We start from the raw sequence: 17587 nt of genomic DNA, 5'->3' as shown, positions 1-17587 counted from the left end.
TCTGAAACAAAACCATCTCGTACAAAGGGTGAAGTATTTGAAGAAGAGGAAGAGCCTATAACAAAGGCTGTAGTATTTCGTGAAATACTTAGCGTAATAATCAACGTATTAGTATGTTTCTTAGTAGTCTTTTTGATTACTCAGTTTATAGGACAGAGAACAGTCGTAAGCGGTTCTTCTATGGAGGACACACTTACAGATGGTGATAATCTTATTGTAGATAAAATCAGCTATAGAATTCATAATCCAGAACGCTTTGACGTTGTTGTTTTCCCTTATAAGTACGAGGAAGATACTTATTATATCAAGCGTGTCATTGGACTTCCTGGTGAATGGGTATATATTGACGGCTCTGGAAATATCTATATCAATGATGAGCTTCTTGAGGAAAGCTATGGTACAGAGATTATTCTCAATGCAGGGCTTGCTAACACAGATATTCTTCTTGGACCTGATGAATATTTTGTTCTTGGTGATAATCGTAACAACAGTACAGATTCAAGATTTGAAGCTGTTGGAAATATAAAGGGAGATGATATTGTAGGTAAGGCTTGGCTTAGGGTTTATCCTTTCAAGAACTTTGGCCTTGTAGACAATATTGAATAATCATGGCGGAAAAGAAGATTACTGATATTCAAAAAGAATATAAGGAAGCTGATATTAATCTTCTTCCTGATTTTATTCAGGAGTACATTAATGATGGTAGACCAGGAGTCTCTAAGATTATTGGTCAGGCTCAAAAGAAGATGGAAAAGCTTCGTGTAGAAAAAGAGCGAATCGAACGCCTTAAGGAATACGAATATAAATACTGGGAGCAGTATGACTTCATCGGAGGGATTGATGAGGTTGGAAGAGGACCATTGGCAGGACCTGTTGTTACCGCTTGTGTTATTCTTCCAAAGGATTGCGACATTCTTTACATTAATGATTCTAAAAAGCTTTCTGCTACAAAGCGAGAGGAACTTTATGAGGAAATAATGGAGAAGGCGGTTTCAGTTGGTATCGGAGCTGCATCTGAATCGCGTATAGATGAGATTAACATCTTACAGGCTACTTATGAAGCTATGAGACAGGCTATCGAGGAAAGCAAGGTAGAACCTCAGATGTTACTTAATGATGCTGTCACAATACCACAGGTTAAGATTTCGCAGGTGCCTATTATAAAGGGCGATGCTAAATCTATTTCTATTGGCGCGGCTAGTATTATTGCCAAGGTCACAAGAGATAGAATGATGGTTGAATACGACAGTATTTATCCTGAATACCATTTTGCAAATAACAAAGGTTATGGTTCTGCAGAGCATATAGAAGCTCTTAAAAAATATGGTCCATGTCCTATACATAGAAAATCTTTTATCGGAAACTTTGTTTAAGTTTTGCTGGGGTGAGTTATGAACATCAATACTGGGCTTAATCCATATGGTGGAAGCTATAATATTAATGCTGCCGATACCACAAAGATGAGCCAGAGTCAGTCTCTTACAGGATCTGTTACAGATAACCTGAAAGAGGGAGAGATTTTCGAAGGCTCTGTCAATTCTATTGATAATGGCAAGGTTACTATTGGACTTGCCAATGGTCAGACTATGACTGCTCGTCTGGATTCTGGCGTTAGCCTTGTGCCTGGTCAGTCTGTTTTCTTTCAGGTAAAGAGCAATGATGGAAATTTAGTTCAGATTCGTCCCGTTTCTTTGAATAGCCTTGATGCAAATCCAACACTTCTAAAGGCTCTTGATATGGCGAATATTGCTGTAAATGAGAGGACCATTAATATGGTCAATTCTTTGATGCAAAATTCTCTTTCAATTAATCCTGAAAATTTGACAGTTATGAATAGAGCAATGCTTAATAATCCTCAGGTGGATCCACAGACTCTTGTCACAATGGCTAAATACGGTCTGGAATTATCGCCTGAGAATATTTCTATGTTCCAAAACTATGCAAATGATAAAGCTGCTCTTGCAAATAATTTTGATATTATATCAGAGATGCTACCAGAGCTTATGTCTTCTGATGAGGTATCAGCTGGTGATGTAATAAATCTTAATAATCAGCTACGAGCTATATTTGTTGATGTGGCTGAAGATGTTACTGTACCAAACAATAACATAGAAGCACAAGGGCAGATTACTGAAGAACAGACAGTTCAACAAAATGCCCAGGAATCTCAGCAGGTTCAAAATTTTAATGCCAGTGGTAATGAGGGAATAAATCATTCGGTGATTGGCTCACAGCAGAATTCAGTTGCCACTGAAAATTTGAATCAGCTTCAAGGTCAGGTTATTGCAGAGGTTATATCTGAGGAACAAGCAACAGAAACTGTTGAAGTTTCCAAAGAATCTAACGCTCAGCAACAGACGCAAGTCGTAGAAAATCAGGTTAAGGAAGCAGTTATTCAGGAGAATATAGGAACCCAAACACTTAATAGTTTTGCTGGTGAGAAACAAATTGCTTCTTTTAATACAATTTTAAGTACCATGCCAGATTTTCCTAAGGATAATCTTGAAATCTTCGGCGAAGATGGTACATTAAAGGCCGATGCCAACATAAAAGAAGTCTTTCGGGAAATTTCAGATTATTTAAATGATCATCCTGATATTCCAAAAGAGACATTAAATGATATAATAAAAGCTCCGCTTTATAAGGGACTATTAAAAAATCTCATTGCAGATAGTTTTACTATGGAGCCAAAGGATGTTACTAAGGCTGGTCAGCTATCAAAATTATACGAAAGAGTTTTAAAGCAAACAGATGCTTTAGAAAAGCTGATTTCCAACTTTAGCCATAGAGCTGCTGAGACCATAAAGAATCAGACTACTGAAATAAGGCAAAACATTAACTTCATGAATAATGCAAATGAAATGTATAACTTTGTACAAATTCCATTGAAAATGTACAATCAGAATACAGATAGTATGTTGTATGTTCGTCAGAATAAAAAAAGTAGTTATGAAGAAGGTGAAGAAATAACAGCATTTCTTCATTTCGATATGGAGAATCTTGGTCCTACAGATGTCTTTATATCTTTAAAAGAAATGAAGGTAGGTTGTAAGTGGAATCTTGCTGATGAGTCAGCTTTAAAGCTTATAGAGGATAATATTGATATCCTGACTGAAAGACTTGCAGCAAAGGGGTTCACATGCACATCTGAAATGACTTGTGGTGAGCCTAAAACAAGCTTTGTGGAGGATTTCTTAGGCGCTCCAAAGGTAGAAACAGAAAATACAAATAAAGATGGTATAGTTCATAGGTACAGCTTTGATATGAGAGCATAATCTTGAGGACTTATTATGGCTGAGGAAAAGACATTCGATAAAAACAAAACAGCGGTGGCACTTTCCTATGAAGCTGGTGATTCTGCGCCTAAAATTCTTGCTTCGGGCAAAGGATATGTTGCAGAGCAGATAATAGAGGAAGCAAAAAAAGCTGATGTTCCATTTTATCAGGATAATGAACTTGCCCAGACTTTGAGTAAGTTAAACATAGGAGATGCAATTCCTCCTGAGTTGTATGAGGTTGTTGCGGAGATTTTGGTCTTTGTAAACGACATGGAAAAGCTTAAAGCTAAGCTTGGAAGATAGTAAGAGTAAATGAATAATAGAAGACAGGGTAATGATTTTGAGAGCCTTGCTGCAGATTATCTTCGTCGAAACGGTATGCGCATTCTTGAACAGAATTTTTATTGTAAAATGGGTGAGTTAGACATCGTTGCACGAGACGGAGAATATCTTGTTTTTGTAGAAGTGAAATATCGTAAAAACAGAAGAACAGGTTCTGCGGCTGAGGCTGTAAATTTTAATAAAATGAGAAAAATCTCACGATGTGCAGATGTTTATATGATGCAAAAAAGAGTGAGTGAAAATACAAGTGTTAGGTTTGATGTTATAGCAATAGAGGAAGGACATTTAACGCATTTTAAAAATGCATTTGAGTATATACCAATATGTTAAATTCAAGTCATAAAATTAAACAGGTAATGGAAGGCTCGCCAGCGCATTTGGCAGGTCTTGTGCCTGGAGATATTATTACAAAAATAAATAATGTTGAGCTGGTAGATATCTTTGATTATCACTATTATTCTGATGATGCAGATATCACAGTTGAGCTTCTTCATGAAGATGGCAGCACAGGTGTTGTTGTTGTAAAAAAAGAAGAAGGAGAGGATCTTGGAGTTATCTTTTGCAATGGTCTTATGGATGACTATAAATCCTGTTCAAATAAATGTGCATTTTGCTTTATAGACCAAATGCCACCAGGTATGAGAGAGACATTATACTTTAAGGATGACGATACACGTCTTTCGTTCTTACAGGGAAATTACGTTACTCTCACAAATATGAAGATGGCGGATTTAGATAGAATTATAGCTTATAAGCTTGGACCAATTAATATTTCTGTTCATGCGACAAATCCAGAACTTAGAATGAAGCTTTTACATAATCGATTCGCAGGAGATATTTTAGATAAGATCAGAAAGCTTTACGAAGCTGAGATTCCTATGAATGCACAGGTTGTTTCATGTCCTGGATTAAATGATGGTCCTGAGCTTGACAGAACAATTGGTGATTTGCTCCAATTTGCTCCTGTTATGAGTTCTATGTCAGTTGTTCCAGTTGGAATTACCAAGTTCAGAGATGGATTATTTCCTCTTCGAACATACACAGCTGAGGAAGCCGGTGCTGTTATTGATCAGATTGAAAAATGGCAGCAGATTGCTATGGAAAAGGTAGGCAATCATTTCGTTCAGGCATCTGACGAATGGTATATTTTGGCTGGACGTCCACTTCCAGAAGCAGATAGATATGATGGCTTTATTCAGCTTGAGAATGGTGTCGGAATGCTTCGTCTTTTAAAGGAAGAAGTTTTGGACGCTCTTGAGGATATCAAAAAGCCTTTATTTATGAAACGTCGTAAAGTCACCATTGCTACCGGAAAGCTTGCGGCTCCATTCATGAAGGAGCTTGGAGAATTAATAACAGAAAAGTTTAACAGAGTTACTGTTGAAGTTGTTCCAATTACAAATGATTTCTTCGGTGAAGAGATTACTGTATCTGGTCTTATTACAGGTCAGGATTTAATTGCCCAACTTAAGGATATAGATTTAGGAGACAATCTTCTTTTATCATGCACGATGCTACGTGCACAGGAAGAAGTATTTCTTGATGATATAACACTTTCAGAGCTGGAGTCAGCTTTACAAGTAAAGACCCGTATTGTACAATCAGACGGGCGAGATTTAGTACTCGCGATAATAGGAAAAGAGAGGTAAATTATGGCTAGACCAGTCGTTGCTATAGTAGGACGTCCAAATGTTGGAAAGTCCACATTATTTAATGCACTTGCAGGAGAACGTATTTCTATCGTTAAGGATACTCCTGGTGTTACAAGAGATAGAATTTATGCCGATGTTTCATGGCTTAATTATGATTTTACAATGATTGATACAGGTGGTATCGAGCCAGATTCAAAGGATATTATTCTTTCACAGATGCGTGAGCAGGCGCAGATTGCTATCGATACAGCTGATGTAATCATTTTCCTTGTAGATGTTAAGCAGGGATTACAGGACAGCGATTCTAAGGTGGCAGATATGCTTCGTCGTTCTCATAAGCCAGTTATCCTTGTTGTAAATAAGGTAGATAGCTTTGAACGTGATATGGCAGATGTTTACGAGTTTTATAATCTTGGAATTGGTGATCCAGTTCCAGTATCTGCATCAAGCCGTCTTGGCTTTGGTGATATGCTTGATAAAGTAGTAGAGTACTTCCCAGAGCAGTCGGGAGAGGAGGAAGAGGACGATACTCCTAAGATTGCTGTTATTGGTAAGCCTAACGTAGGAAAATCATCACTTATCAATAAGCTTTGCGGTGAAGAGCGTGTTATAGTTTCAGATATCGCAGGTACTACCAGAGATGCGGTAGATACAAGAGTTCGTTATAACCACAAGGATTATATTTTCATCGATACAGCAGGCCTTCGTCGTAAGAGCAAAATCAAAGAGGATCTTGAGAGATATTCAATTGTTCGTGCCGTAGCTTCAGTAGAAAAGGCTGATGTTGTTATTATTATGATTGATGCAACAGAAGGTGTTACTGAGCAGGATGCGAAGATTGCCGGTATTGCTCATGAGCGTGGAAAGGGTATAATTATTTGTGTAAATAAGTGGGATGCCATTGAAAAGAATGACAAGACCATGAAAGAACATGAAACAAAGATTCGCCAGATTCTTTCATTTATGCCTTACGCGTCAATTCTTTTCATCTCTGTTAAGAGCGGACAGCGTCTTGGAAAGATTTACGAGACAATCGATGCTGTTATCGAGAACAATTCAATGCGTATTGCTACTGGTGTACTTAATGAAATTGTTTCTGAGGCAGTTGCTCTTCAGCAACCTCCTACAGATAAGGGCAAGAGACTAAAGATTTTCTATACTACACAGGTAGCAGTTAAGCCACCTACATTCGTTATTTTCGTAAACGAGAAGTATTTGATGCACTTCTCTTATGTACGATATCTTGAGAATAGAATCAGAGATGCATTTGGCTTCGAAGGTACATCTCTGAAATTTATAATTAGAGAGAGAAAGGAAAACGAATAATGATTATTGGGAGAATTATTGCTGTATTAATTGGTTACTGCTTTGGAATGATTCTAATGGGGTATTTTATTGGAAAATCAAAGCACATTGATCTTACTAAGGTAGGCAGCGGTAATGTTGGTTCTACAAACACGATGCGTAATTTAGGTGTGCCTGCAGGTCTTATTACATTGCTTTGGGACTGCTTCAAGTGTGTAGTAGCATGCTTTGTTGTCTGGCTTACTTATCACAGATTTTTTGATGATGTAAGTATCTATATGGTTTATGCAGGACTTGGTACAGTTTTAGGACATGATTTTCCTTGCTATATGCATTTTAAAGGCGGTAAGGGTGTAGCTTCTACACTTGGATTTATTATTGCATTATTCCCTATGGGACTTCCTATTCCAGCAGTAGTTTTCATAGCTCTTGTAGCTCTTACAAGATATGTGTCTTTAGGCTCAATCATTGGATGTCTTTCCTTTGCAATAGAGATGCTAGTAGGTGCATATTTCGGTTTAGTACCTTTTGAAGGCTCAGAATTGGTAGAAGTTCTTGTAATTTGCTGCTTTGTATCAGGGCTTGCAATTCTTCTTCACCACGCAAACATTAAGCGTCTAATCAACGGAAATGAAAATAAGTTTTCTTTCCATCCAGAAACAAGAGCATAGTAATTAAGTAAGCAAGCTGGTAGATAACAAGCTATTATATTTCTTAAGCGAAGCTTTCTTCAGCTGAGCGGAGAAATCATAATGCTTGTTATCGTGACCAGCGTAATTTTTATAAAGACTAGAGGTATTTTATGGCTAGAATTAGTGTTTTAGGAGCAGGCAGCTGGGGTATTGCCCTGGCTGTCATGCTTAATAAGAATGGACATGAGGTAAAGGTTTGGTCACACAGACAATCGCAGGTAGACCAGATGAATGACACTCATACCAGCGATAAGATTAAGGGTGTAAAGCTCCCAGAGTCTATGATTTTTACAGCAGACATCGAGGATGCTGCAAAAACTGCAGATGTAGTTCTTATGGCTGTTCCTTCAAAGGCTACAAGAGAGACTGCAGAAAAGATTAAACCATTTGTAAATGATAATCAGATTTTTATTACAGTTACAAAGGGTATTGAAGAGGAGACTCTTTTCACCCAGACTGAAATTTTGGAAGATGTCTTAGGTTCTGACAAACGTATATGCGTATTATCCGGTCCAAGTCATGCAGAAGAGGTTGTAGTATTTAAGCCAACTCTTGTAGTTGCTGGTTCTACTGACAGACAGACATCTCTTTTTGTACAAAATCTTTTCATGAACAAATATTTCAGAGTATATTCTTCGCCAGACGTAAAAGGCATCGAGGTGGGGGCAGCACTTAAGAATGTCATTGCACTTGCTGCTGGTATGTCTGATGGACTAGGCTTTGGTGATAATGCAAAAGCAGCACTTATTACACGTGGTATCAAGGAGATATCAGCACTTGCAGTTGCAATGGGCGGTCAAGCCGAGACACTTGCTGGTCTTACTGGTGTTGGTGATCTTATTGTAACTTGCTCATCAATGCATTCCCGAAACAGAATGGCAGGCTTTTATATTGGACAGGGAATGTCAAAAGATGATGCCATGGAAAAGGTAGCCATGGTTGTAGAAGGCGTTTATTCTGCAAAGGCAGCAAAGAAGCTTGCTGAAAAATATAATATAGAAATGCCAATCGTTGATGTCGTTAATGCTGTTTTATTTGATGGAATGGCTGCGAAAGATGCAGTTTATGAATTAATGACACGTTCTAAAAAAGATGAGACAAGCGATATGGAATGGTAATGATTAAGGAGTTCTGCAAAAAGCAGAGCTCTTTTTTTTTACAAATTTTGAGAGCTTCTAAATTTAAACATGGATGGTGCATATTTACTAAATTAGTATGTAGGAATTGAGTCATTTATACAAAATATGATGCATATGCAACATTCTATTTGATATATGCACCAATAGGAGATACTATAATTTCGACATATGAAAAAGGGGAAAGTGCATATGTAACATCGGCCGAGTGCATTTTTGCCATTACTATAATATTTGAAGGAGAGAATATGAAAAGGAAAAGATTGGTAGGGTTTTTATGTAATTTGTTAAGTGTATCTTTATTACTTTGTAATGTTGCAACCAATGCAGACATAGTTTTTGCGGAAGGCTCTGCAACTAATGAAATTATTGTCGAAGAGCAAAATAAAGATGAAAATGTTGAGTTTACTAATCCTGATGAAGAAATAATTGAGGAAGAAAAATCGGATGAAAGAGATGTAAATGAAGAGAAAAAATCTGATATTACTGATTTAGAAAATGAGAATGAGGGTGCTCAAACTTCTGATGAAGAAAAATTCATTTCTGATACAGAAGAATCTGAAGAAGATCAGATAACAGACGACAAGGATGATGAAGATTATATTGACAATTATAAAAACAATATTGGCGAATTGTCTTATTCTGGTGATGGTAATTGGGAATACACAGAAGATGGTTTGATGAGTGATGCTCTTGGAAAGGGTGATTGTTTTGCTTTTTCAAAAACGCATGGTAAAAATTTCGTATATTCAACTGATATTAAATTTCTAGAAAACCAATTGGCAGCTGCTTTACTTTTTAGAAGCAATGGAACTGCAGATAATAAAGAGAGTTATGTTGTAAACCTGGATGCTTCAAATCATAAATGCAAATTTTTTAGATGGCAACGTAATGATGCCCTTCAATTAATTGATGAGAAGTCAATTACTGCGACATCGGAGGAGACCTACACATTAAAGGTTGTAGCATGTGATTCATGGATTCTTTATTTTGTGAATGATGAGCTTGTTGCTAGTTTGGGAGATTATTATTTACAACCTGGGGATTTAGGGCAGGATACTTTCATTGATGAAGGTGTTTTTGGACTTCTAAACTGGAATAGTAAAGTTATTTTCCAAAACACATATTATAGAGAGCTTAATAATTATTTCTCACCATTGTTGAAGGATATTTCTGTAAAATCTGATAACGGAACTATCTCTGATAAAGCAAGATTTCTTTCGACTGAACCAATGATGCTTCAATATGTAAATAATGATGCTTCTGAAGTAAAAATCGAATTAGAGAAGATGTGTCCAGATGCATCCATAGAAATAAAAAATGAAGATGGTGATTTATTCTCCGTTGGTGAATCTATTCCTATTGAAACAGGCATAAATTATATTACTGTAAAATCTACAATAAAAGATGATGATGGATTTGATGCTTCTGTTGTGTACAGACTTAATATTCATCGCTTCAAAAATGATGTTGAATACTACAATGAAGTGTATAGAGATCAGTATCACTATTCAGTAAAAGAAGGATGGGCAAATGATCCTAATGGCTTAGTGTATTATAAAGGCACTTACCATATGTTCTATCAGTTTTTTGATGATATTAAATGGGGGCCAATGCACTGGGCACATGCTACAAGTAAGGATTTACTTCATTGGCAGGAAGAACCTATTGCATTTTATCCAGATGCTAATGGCGCAATGTTCTCTGGCTGTATAGTTGTTGATGATAATAACACTTCAGGTCTATTTGACTCTAATGAAGGCGGTTTGGTGGCACTTATAACTGCTGATGGCAATGGACAAAGAATAAAACTGGCTTATAGCGAGGATGAAGGTAGGACCTGGAAAAAGCTTGATAAAGTTGCACTTGATTGGTCAAATGATCCCTTACATTCAAGAGACTTTAGAGATCCAAAGGTATTTAGATGGGAAAATAAATGGTTCATGGTAATTGCTGGTGGACCACTTAGAATATATTCATCTGACAATCTAATAGACTGGACTTGTGAATCTACCTATGGGGATTTACATACAGAATGTCCTGATATGTATCCAGTGAAAGCTTCTGATGGAACTCTTAAATGGGTATTATCACGAGGTGGTCGATTCTATAAAGTTGGTGATTTTAGAAACCTTGATGGATGCTGGACTTTTATTCCTGATGATGAATATAAGGATAGCGACGGTATTATGAACTTCGGTAGAGATTCATACGCAGCTATGACATATTATATTCAGGACTTTGGTACTGCTGCAAATCCAGATATTCCTGAAATAGTAGAGCTTAATTGGATGAATACCTGGGATGATTATTGCAATCAAATCGCTTCAAAAGTTGGTCAGGATTTTAATGGTACTTTCAATCTTAATTTAAAGCTTGGATTGGAAAAGACTGATGCCGGTTATGCTTTGACTCAGACTCCTATCAATGAATATAAAAAGCTTAGAGAAACAACAAATAAGCTACACATAAAAAATCTAAAGCTTAAAGATAGTGCGGATACTTTAAAAGATTTTAATGGAGACACATATGAGATAATTGCCAGATTTAAACCTGCTAAGAATGCCACTAAGGTCGGATTTAAGTTAAGAAAAGGTAGCAATGAAGAAACGATTGTCGCATATGATTTTAATGATCAGAAGTTATATATCGATAGAAGTAATTCAGGGGTAATTATTAGTAACAAATTTTCAGAAGTATGCTCTCAAAATATGTCCTTAAACGGAGATGGAAGTCTTGATTTACATATTTTTGTAGACAAAGCAAGTGTTGAAGTATTTTCTGCTGATAATAAAGTTTGTGGTGCTGCACAGATTTTTGCTAATCCTTTTAGTCAGGGAATAGAGGTGTTTGCAGAAAGCGGCGAAATTAATGCAGATATCGATATTTATCCAATAAAAAGTATTTGGAATGATAAGAAAGAAGTTAAGGATGTATATGCCATAAGCTCTATGTTCCCTTCAAAGACAAGGATGAACTGTGGCGAAAAGACAAAGATTGATGCATATATTCTTCCTGTTAATGCAAATCAAAAAATAAATTGGACTATTAAATCTGGCGAGGGTGTTATTCAATTGTCAGATGATGGAAAAGTAGAGGCTATTAAGAAGGGCACGGCTGTTGTGTCTGCTACTAGTGAAGAAAATCCAGAACTTTCAAAAGAATTTACCATAGAGGTATACGAAAATAACTTTAAAACAAATGTAAAAGATTTTGTAAATCTTTCTGGAAATTGGACTGTTGATGACGAAACTCTTACAGTTTCTAATGTATGCCAAAATGATTATTACATGGTAAAAGATAAGATTAATGGTGACTATACTATGAAGACAAAAATCAATTTTACAAAAGGATTGATTAACATCTTTCTAGTTTCGCCTAACATGAATCCTCTAGAAGGTGAAGGTGGCTATACAATTCAATTTGCACCAGATAATAAGGTTATTCGTTTCTTCAGGTTTGGTCGTGATGATATGTTTAGAGGTCAATTAAAGGCACCAATTGGAGATGGTAAATATCATAATCTTGAAATTAAAAAGAAGAATAATAATATTTCTGTTTTTGTAGATGATGTGAATAGTCTTGATTACACTTTAGAGGATGCTAACGATTTAGAGGAAGGATATGTTGGACTTGGACTTTGGGATGGTGAATTAAATGTTCAAACCTTCTATGTAGATTCCAAGGATACAGAAAAGCCTGCTGAGGATAAGCCTGCTACTCCTTCTACAAATGACAATAAATTAGATATTTCAGCATCAAATAGTGGAAGCTCATCTGGTTCATCAAATTCAAATAGAGCCTCTAATACTACTTCAAATAATGGACAGACGCAGGTGAAAATTGCAGATGAGCCTGTGGCACAGGCTCTACCTAAACAAGAAGCTACAAATAAAATAAGTACTAAAAATTCTTCGAAAAAGCCTTCAGAAAAAGAAGAACAGGCTGCTACTGAAGATATTTCCACTAAGGATAATTCCTTTGAAGAAAAAGCCTCAGAAGAAATACAGGATGAAACTGTACCTAAGGCAGCAGTTGAGACAGAAAATGATTCTGCTACTGAGTCTATAGCCGAAGAAAGTACTTCTAATAATGCAGTAATTGCTATTTTATGTGTACTTGGTATTTTACTTGCCTGTGGACTAGTAATACTGATGATTAGAAAGAAGAAAATGTAATAATTTCTCGGGCAGTCCTCTGTATTGGGGACTGCCTGATTTTATACAGACTGATTTTTTATTATTTCAAAGCCCAGTTTCATTGCTTTATCTGGGATATCAGGTTTTGCGATTTTATCAAGTAGGAAAGTAGCCCCTTCAATTCCACAGTCTCTGTAATAGAAATGTACTGTAGTGAGACTAGGAGAAAGGATGGAAGATGACTTGCTTTCCCCAAAGCCGGCAACAGCAATATCGCCAGGAATCTTTATTTTATTTTCGTTTAGGTATTTGATAGCACCTAAAGCTATAGTATCTGTAGCGCACAAAATAGCATCAATATTTTTATTCTGGCTAAGTAGAGCCTTAGCATTTTCATAGCCATTATCCATGTAGAATGAGCCGGTCTTGATGAGCTTGGCAGGAAGCTTGATATTGTGTTTTTCCAGGGCATCAAGAAAGCCTTTCCTTCTATTTACACCTACAGCAATATCTTTTTCAGTAACACCAATGTAGCCAATATTTTTATGACCTTTATTTATGATGTAATCTGTTAATTCGTATGCTGCTGTGTAATCATCATGGAATATACAGGTGGAAATATCAGTCTGTTGTCCTAAGACTACATATGGGATTGTAAGGTCTTTTAGGACTTTTTTATGCTTAGGTGTAAGTGTAGTTCCAAGGAGGATGATGCCATCAACAATGTTCTGTTTGAATGTATTAATAAATTCTATTTCCTTTTCATCATGGTTATCTGTGTTGGCCAAAAGCATTTTATAGCCCTTTTCATTAAGGACCTCGCCAATACCAGCCACAACCTGTGAAATGGAATCCGAATCAATCTTAGGGATAATAACCCCGATAATCTTGGTTTTCTTGGTTCTGAGAGTTTGAGCCTGGGTAGATGGAATATATCCAGTCTCATCTATTACTTTTGCGATTGCCTGGCGCTTTTCCTCACTTAGGTATCCATTGTTTAGGTATCTGGAAACTGTTGCTGGGGATACGCCTGCAAGTTTTGCTATTTGATTAATATTCATGGGGTTCTCCTAAAATATTATTGAAATCGTTTTCACTAATATTATATTTGTTAGACAGGTCTAAATCAATTTTTGTAAGGATAATTAGGCTTTTATAGATTATTTTGTGAAAAACATATAAAAAATATATGAAATCGTTATCACACATTACTAATAGGAATTTTGCCTTAATAGTTATATAATGTCACCAAGATGTGAAATCGATTTCATAAGTGAGATTAATCGATTTTATTGTATATTCATTAAAGGAAAAACAGAAAGGGAAAAACATGGATTACAGATCGTGTGCAAGCCAGATCTACGAACAGATTGGCGGAAAGGATAATTTAATCTCAGCTGCACATTGTGCAACTAGGCTTAGATTAGTAATTGCTGACAACAGCAAGGTTAATGTACCAGCATTAGAGGAGATAGATGGAGTTAAGGGTGTATTTGATGCATCAGGTCAGCTTCAGCTTATCATCGGTACAGGTACAGTTAATAAAGTTTATGATGAATTTATTGATATAGCCGGTATCGAGGCATCTACAAAGGAAGAGCTTAAGCAGGTTGCTGCAAGCAAGGCACCATGGTGGAAGCGAGCTATCAAGACTCTTGGCGATATCTTTATCCCAATCATTCCAGCTATCGTAGCAACAGGACTTTTAAACGGTTTACTTGGTGGCCTTGTGCAGATTTGGCCATCAATGGCAGATTCATATTTCTATAATCTTGTAAATATGTTCTCAAATACTTCACTTACATTCTTACCAATTCTTATAGCTATTTCAGCAGCTAAGATTTTTGGAGGAAATATCTACCTTGGCGCAGTAATCGGTATGATAATGATTCACCCAAGTCTTGTTAATGCTTGGACAGTAGCAAGCGGTGCTGAGACAACTACACTTTGGTCTTGGTTTGGTGCTTGGAACATTGCAAATGTTGGTTATCAGGGACATGTTATTCCTATCATTCTTTCTGTTTGGTTAATGTGTACTATCGAAAAGAAATTACATAAGATTGTTCCAGAAATGTTTGATCTTTTTGTAACACCACTTTGTTCAGTACTTATTGCAGGTTTCATCGCTATGACATTCGTTGGACCTATTTTTGCTCAGGTTGAAACATGGGTTCTTTCAGGAGCTAAGGCACTTATCGCTATTCCATTTGGTGTTGGTGCATTCCTTATGGGTGGTTTTTATGCTCCAACAGTACTTGCTGGTGCTCACCACATGTACAATGCAATCGAGATGATGATGCTTTCTGATAATGGTATGAATATCTGGATGCCTATCGCTACAGCAGCTAATGTAGCACAGGGTGCAGCTGCTCTTGCAGTATCATTAAAGACTAAAAACAAAAAGACAAAGGCAATGGCTCTTCCAGCTTCGCTTTCAGCTTTTATGGGTATTACAGAACCTGCTATCTTCGGTGTTAATATTCGTTACGGAAAGCCATTTATCGCTGGTATGATTGGTGGTGCCGCAGGTGCTTGTGTAGCATCTATCATGGGTGTTTATGCTACAGCAAACGGTATCACAGGTTTATTTGGACTTCTTATCGTTACTGATTGTTTACCAGGATATTTGCTTACATTTGCAGTTGCATCTGTTGTAGCATTTGCAGCATCTTGGATTCTTTATAAGGATGAGGAGAAGACTCCTTCAGTTGTTGTAGAAACAAAGTCTGATATTAATGTAGAGGCGGATTCAGTATATTCTCCTCTTAAGGGAGAGATTATTCCTCTTACAGAGGCTCCTGATAAGGTATTCGCAAGCGAGGCACTTGGAAAGGGCGTTGCAATTAATCCAGCAGAGGGTAAGGTTGTTGCTCCTTTCAATGGAACTGTTGCTATGCTTTATGATACAAAGCATGCTATTGGTCTTGTAAGTGATGATGGCATTGAGGTTCTTATTCACATCGGTCTTGATACCGTTAAATTAAATGGAGAACACTTTAAAGCACACGTTGCTCAGGGCGACAAGGTTGCTTGTGGACAGACTCTTGTAACATTTGATATGGATGCTATTACAAAGGCTGGTTATCCACTTGTTACACCAGTTATTATTTCTAATACACAGAAGTTTGCTGAGGTTAGTGCTATCAAGATAGGTACTACTGATTTCAGTGAGAAGGTTTTAAAAGTAACAAAATAAAAGGTGTTTATTAGATGAGTATAAAAGAAAATAAATATTTAACTCCTAGATTTCATCTTTTTCCTATTTCAGGCTGGCTTAATGACCCTAATGGTCTTTGCCAGCTTGATGGTGTACATCACATATTTTTCCAGTATTCACCAGATGATCCTAAGGGCGGTGAAAAGGACTGGGGTCATTACTCCACAAAGGATTTCATTAATTATGATTTCACAGGAGTATTCATGAAGCCTGATAGGCCTGAGGATGCAAGTGGTGTTTATTCGGGATGCGCCTATGTAGAAGACAATAAAATGTATCTTTATTACACAGGCAACGTAAAGCATGCTGGAGATTACGACTATATTCTAGAGGGAAGAGAGAGTAATACCATTTTAGTAACTAGCGAGGACGGAATAGATGCTAGCGAAAAAAGAGTATTACTGAGAAGTGAGGATTATCCAGATAATCTTACTCTTCATGTTCGAGACCCTAAGGTTTGGTATCAGGATGACTATTACTACATGACTCTTGGGGCAAGAAAAAAGAGTGATGAAGGATGCGTTATTTTATTTAAATCCAAGGATAAGATTAATTGGAATTTTAGTCATTTTATAGAGTTTGAAAAATTTGGTTATATGTGGGAATGTCCTGACTTATTTTATGTAGATGGTAAACAGTTCTTGTCAGTATCTCCTCAGGGCTTGGAGGCGAAAGAGTATTCTTTCCAAAATATTTACCAGGCTGGTTATTTTAATGCAAAAAAGGATTTATTGGCTGATGGCAAGGGCTTAGGCGAATTTACAGAATGGGATTATGGTTTTGATTTTTATGCTCCACAGACTTATGTAGACGAAAACAAAAGAACAATCCTAATTGCATGGATGGGTATGCCTGATGCGGAATATGGTCATGATATTTCAATAGATGATGGATGGCAGCATATGTTGTCATTGCCAAGGAAATTAGTCTATGATAGCAATTCTGGGAAATTGCTTCAGCAGCCAATTGCTGAAATCATGGATCTAAGAGAAGAAAAAATTGATATCAAAAACATTGCTGACATTGATTCATATGAATTAAATATGTCGGAGTTTGGTCAGGATGATTTTACTATTCAGTTTAATAATGGTTTTGATGTTAAATACAATAAGCTAACAAATGACTTAGTATTTTCTTTTACAGACAAGAATTTGGGAAGTAATAGAACATATAGAAAACTAAAGTTAGCTGAGGGCGAGAAAATAGAAAACATGAAGATTTATGTAGATACTTGTAGTATAGAAATCTTCATTAATGACGGTCTTTATACATTTACTACAAAGTATTTTAAGGCGAAGGAAATTAAGAATACACTTGCTATAGATGGAAGTATTGGAAATATAGAAGCCTATAGTCTTAAGTCTTTTAATGTAGATATAAAATAGGTTTATTAGTTTTTGTATCAGTAGGACCTGGACGACCAATAAAAGAGATGGGAATATTTTTCCTATCTCTTTTTTGTATATTTAGAATATTAAATTTTTTCTATAGATTTATTCTTAAAATAGGTTAAAATATTAGGCAGTGAATTTTGTGACTTAAATGGGATTTTATGGAGCATTCCTGTTAGGGTAAAAATATCAGGTTTGTAAAAAATGAGTGCCTCTCATAGAATAATGATTGTTAACTTGCCGGTTAATAAAAATCATTGTTCAAAGGAGACACCCACAAATGAATTGTAAGCAGAATGAGAGAATCAATCAAGTAAAAGAATCAACTTTGGTAGTTGGAATTGATATAGGAAGTACTACACATTATGCCAGAGCCTTTGATTGGAGAGGCATTGAACTAGGTAAAGTTTTTAAGTTTAGCAACAGTCGAGAAGG

13 protein-coding genes and 1 pseudogene are annotated in these 17587 nt (G+C 36.4%); 13 read left to right on the top strand and 1 reads right to left on the bottom strand.

Annotation, left to right across the window (positions count from 1 at the left end; all coding sequences use genetic code 11):
- Positions 1 to 84: 84 nt before the first annotated feature.
- From lepB to BUA88_RS05815, 10 genes are all read left to right on the top strand, one after another.
- A complete protein-coding gene (gene lepB, locus BUA88_RS05860; RefSeq protein ID WP_083572425.1) occupies positions 85 to 606 on the top strand; it encodes a signal peptidase I in 522 nt (173 codons plus the stop codon).
- A gap of 2 nt (positions 607 to 608) precedes the next feature.
- Positions 609 to 1373 (top strand): ribonuclease HII, encoded by a 765-nt coding sequence (locus BUA88_RS05855; protein ID WP_072914146.1) that lies wholly within the window; start codon positions 609 to 611, stop codon positions 1371 to 1373.
- Positions 1374 to 1391: 18 nt separating this feature from the next.
- Complete coding sequence (locus tag BUA88_RS05850) at positions 1392 to 3275, top strand: flagellar hook-length control protein FliK (protein ID WP_072914142.1); 1884 nt, start codon at positions 1392 to 1394, stop codon at positions 3273 to 3275.
- Positions 3276 to 3290: 15 nt separating this feature from the next.
- A complete protein-coding gene (locus tag BUA88_RS05845) occupies positions 3291 to 3581 on the top strand; it encodes an EscU/YscU/HrcU family type III secretion system export apparatus switch protein (protein WP_072914139.1) in 291 nt (96 codons plus the stop codon).
- Between the two features lie 9 nt (positions 3582 to 3590).
- Positions 3591 to 3950 (top strand): YraN family protein, encoded by a 360-nt coding sequence (locus BUA88_RS05840; protein ID WP_072914135.1) that lies wholly within the window; start codon positions 3591 to 3593, stop codon positions 3948 to 3950.
- Positions 3944 to 5269: a DUF512 domain-containing protein gene (locus BUA88_RS05835; protein WP_072914130.1), complete on the top strand. Its 1326-nt coding sequence runs from the start codon at positions 3944 to 3946 to the stop codon at positions 5267 to 5269. Before BUA88_RS05840 ends, BUA88_RS05835 begins: the two co-directional genes overlap by 7 nt.
- A gap of 3 nt (positions 5270 to 5272) precedes the next feature.
- The gene (der, locus tag BUA88_RS05830; protein ID WP_072914126.1) at positions 5273 to 6598 is read left to right on the top strand and encodes a ribosome biogenesis GTPase Der; all 1326 of its coding nucleotides are present in this window, start codon (positions 5273 to 5275) and stop codon (positions 6596 to 6598) included.
- A complete protein-coding gene (locus tag BUA88_RS05825) occupies positions 6598 to 7248 on the top strand; it encodes a glycerol-3-phosphate acyltransferase (protein WP_072914122.1) in 651 nt (216 codons plus the stop codon). The genes der and BUA88_RS05825 overlap by 1 nt, the downstream gene beginning before the upstream one ends.
- 131 nt (positions 7249 to 7379) lie before the next feature.
- Positions 7380 to 8387 carry an NAD(P)H-dependent glycerol-3-phosphate dehydrogenase gene (locus BUA88_RS05820; RefSeq protein ID WP_072914118.1) on the top strand — a complete coding sequence of 336 codons (1008 nt, stop codon included), beginning with the start codon at positions 7380 to 7382 and terminating at the stop codon, positions 8385 to 8387.
- Positions 8388 to 8653: 266 nt separating this feature from the next.
- A complete protein-coding gene (locus tag BUA88_RS05815; protein WP_072914114.1) occupies positions 8654 to 12583 on the top strand; it encodes a GH32 C-terminal domain-containing protein in 3930 nt (1309 codons plus the stop codon).
- A gap of 41 nt (positions 12584 to 12624) precedes the next feature.
- On the opposite strand, the gene BUA88_RS05810 is transcribed toward BUA88_RS05815, so the two are convergent.
- On the bottom strand, positions 12625 to 13605 hold the full coding sequence (locus BUA88_RS05810) for a LacI family DNA-binding transcriptional regulator (RefSeq protein ID WP_072914109.1): 981 nt from the start codon (positions 13603 to 13605) through the stop codon (positions 12625 to 12627).
- Positions 13606 to 13874: 269 nt separating this feature from the next.
- Between BUA88_RS05810 and BUA88_RS05805 the strand changes: the two genes are divergently transcribed.
- The 3 genes and pseudogenes from BUA88_RS05805 to BUA88_RS16710 all read left to right on the top strand — a co-directional run.
- On the top strand, positions 13875 to 15740 hold the full coding sequence (locus BUA88_RS05805; protein ID WP_072914104.1) for a PTS sucrose transporter subunit IIABC: 1866 nt from the start codon (positions 13875 to 13877) through the stop codon (positions 15738 to 15740).
- Positions 15741 to 15754: 14 nt separating this feature from the next.
- Positions 15755 to 17146, top strand: a complete 1392-nt coding sequence (locus BUA88_RS05800) for a glycoside hydrolase family 32 protein (protein WP_072914099.1) — start codon at positions 15755 to 15757, stop codon at positions 17144 to 17146.
- 286 nt (positions 17147 to 17432) lie between these two features.
- Positions 17433 to 17587: pseudogene (locus BUA88_RS16710) on the top strand (IS110 family transposase); the annotation flags it as partial.

Origin of the sequence: Pseudobutyrivibrio xylanivorans DSM 14809 (genome assembly GCF_900141825.1) — a bacterium.
Taxonomy (GTDB): domain Bacteria; phylum Bacillota; class Clostridia; order Lachnospirales; family Lachnospiraceae; genus Pseudobutyrivibrio; species Pseudobutyrivibrio xylanivorans.
This window is presented reverse-complemented; position numbering and strand designations above follow the sequence as displayed.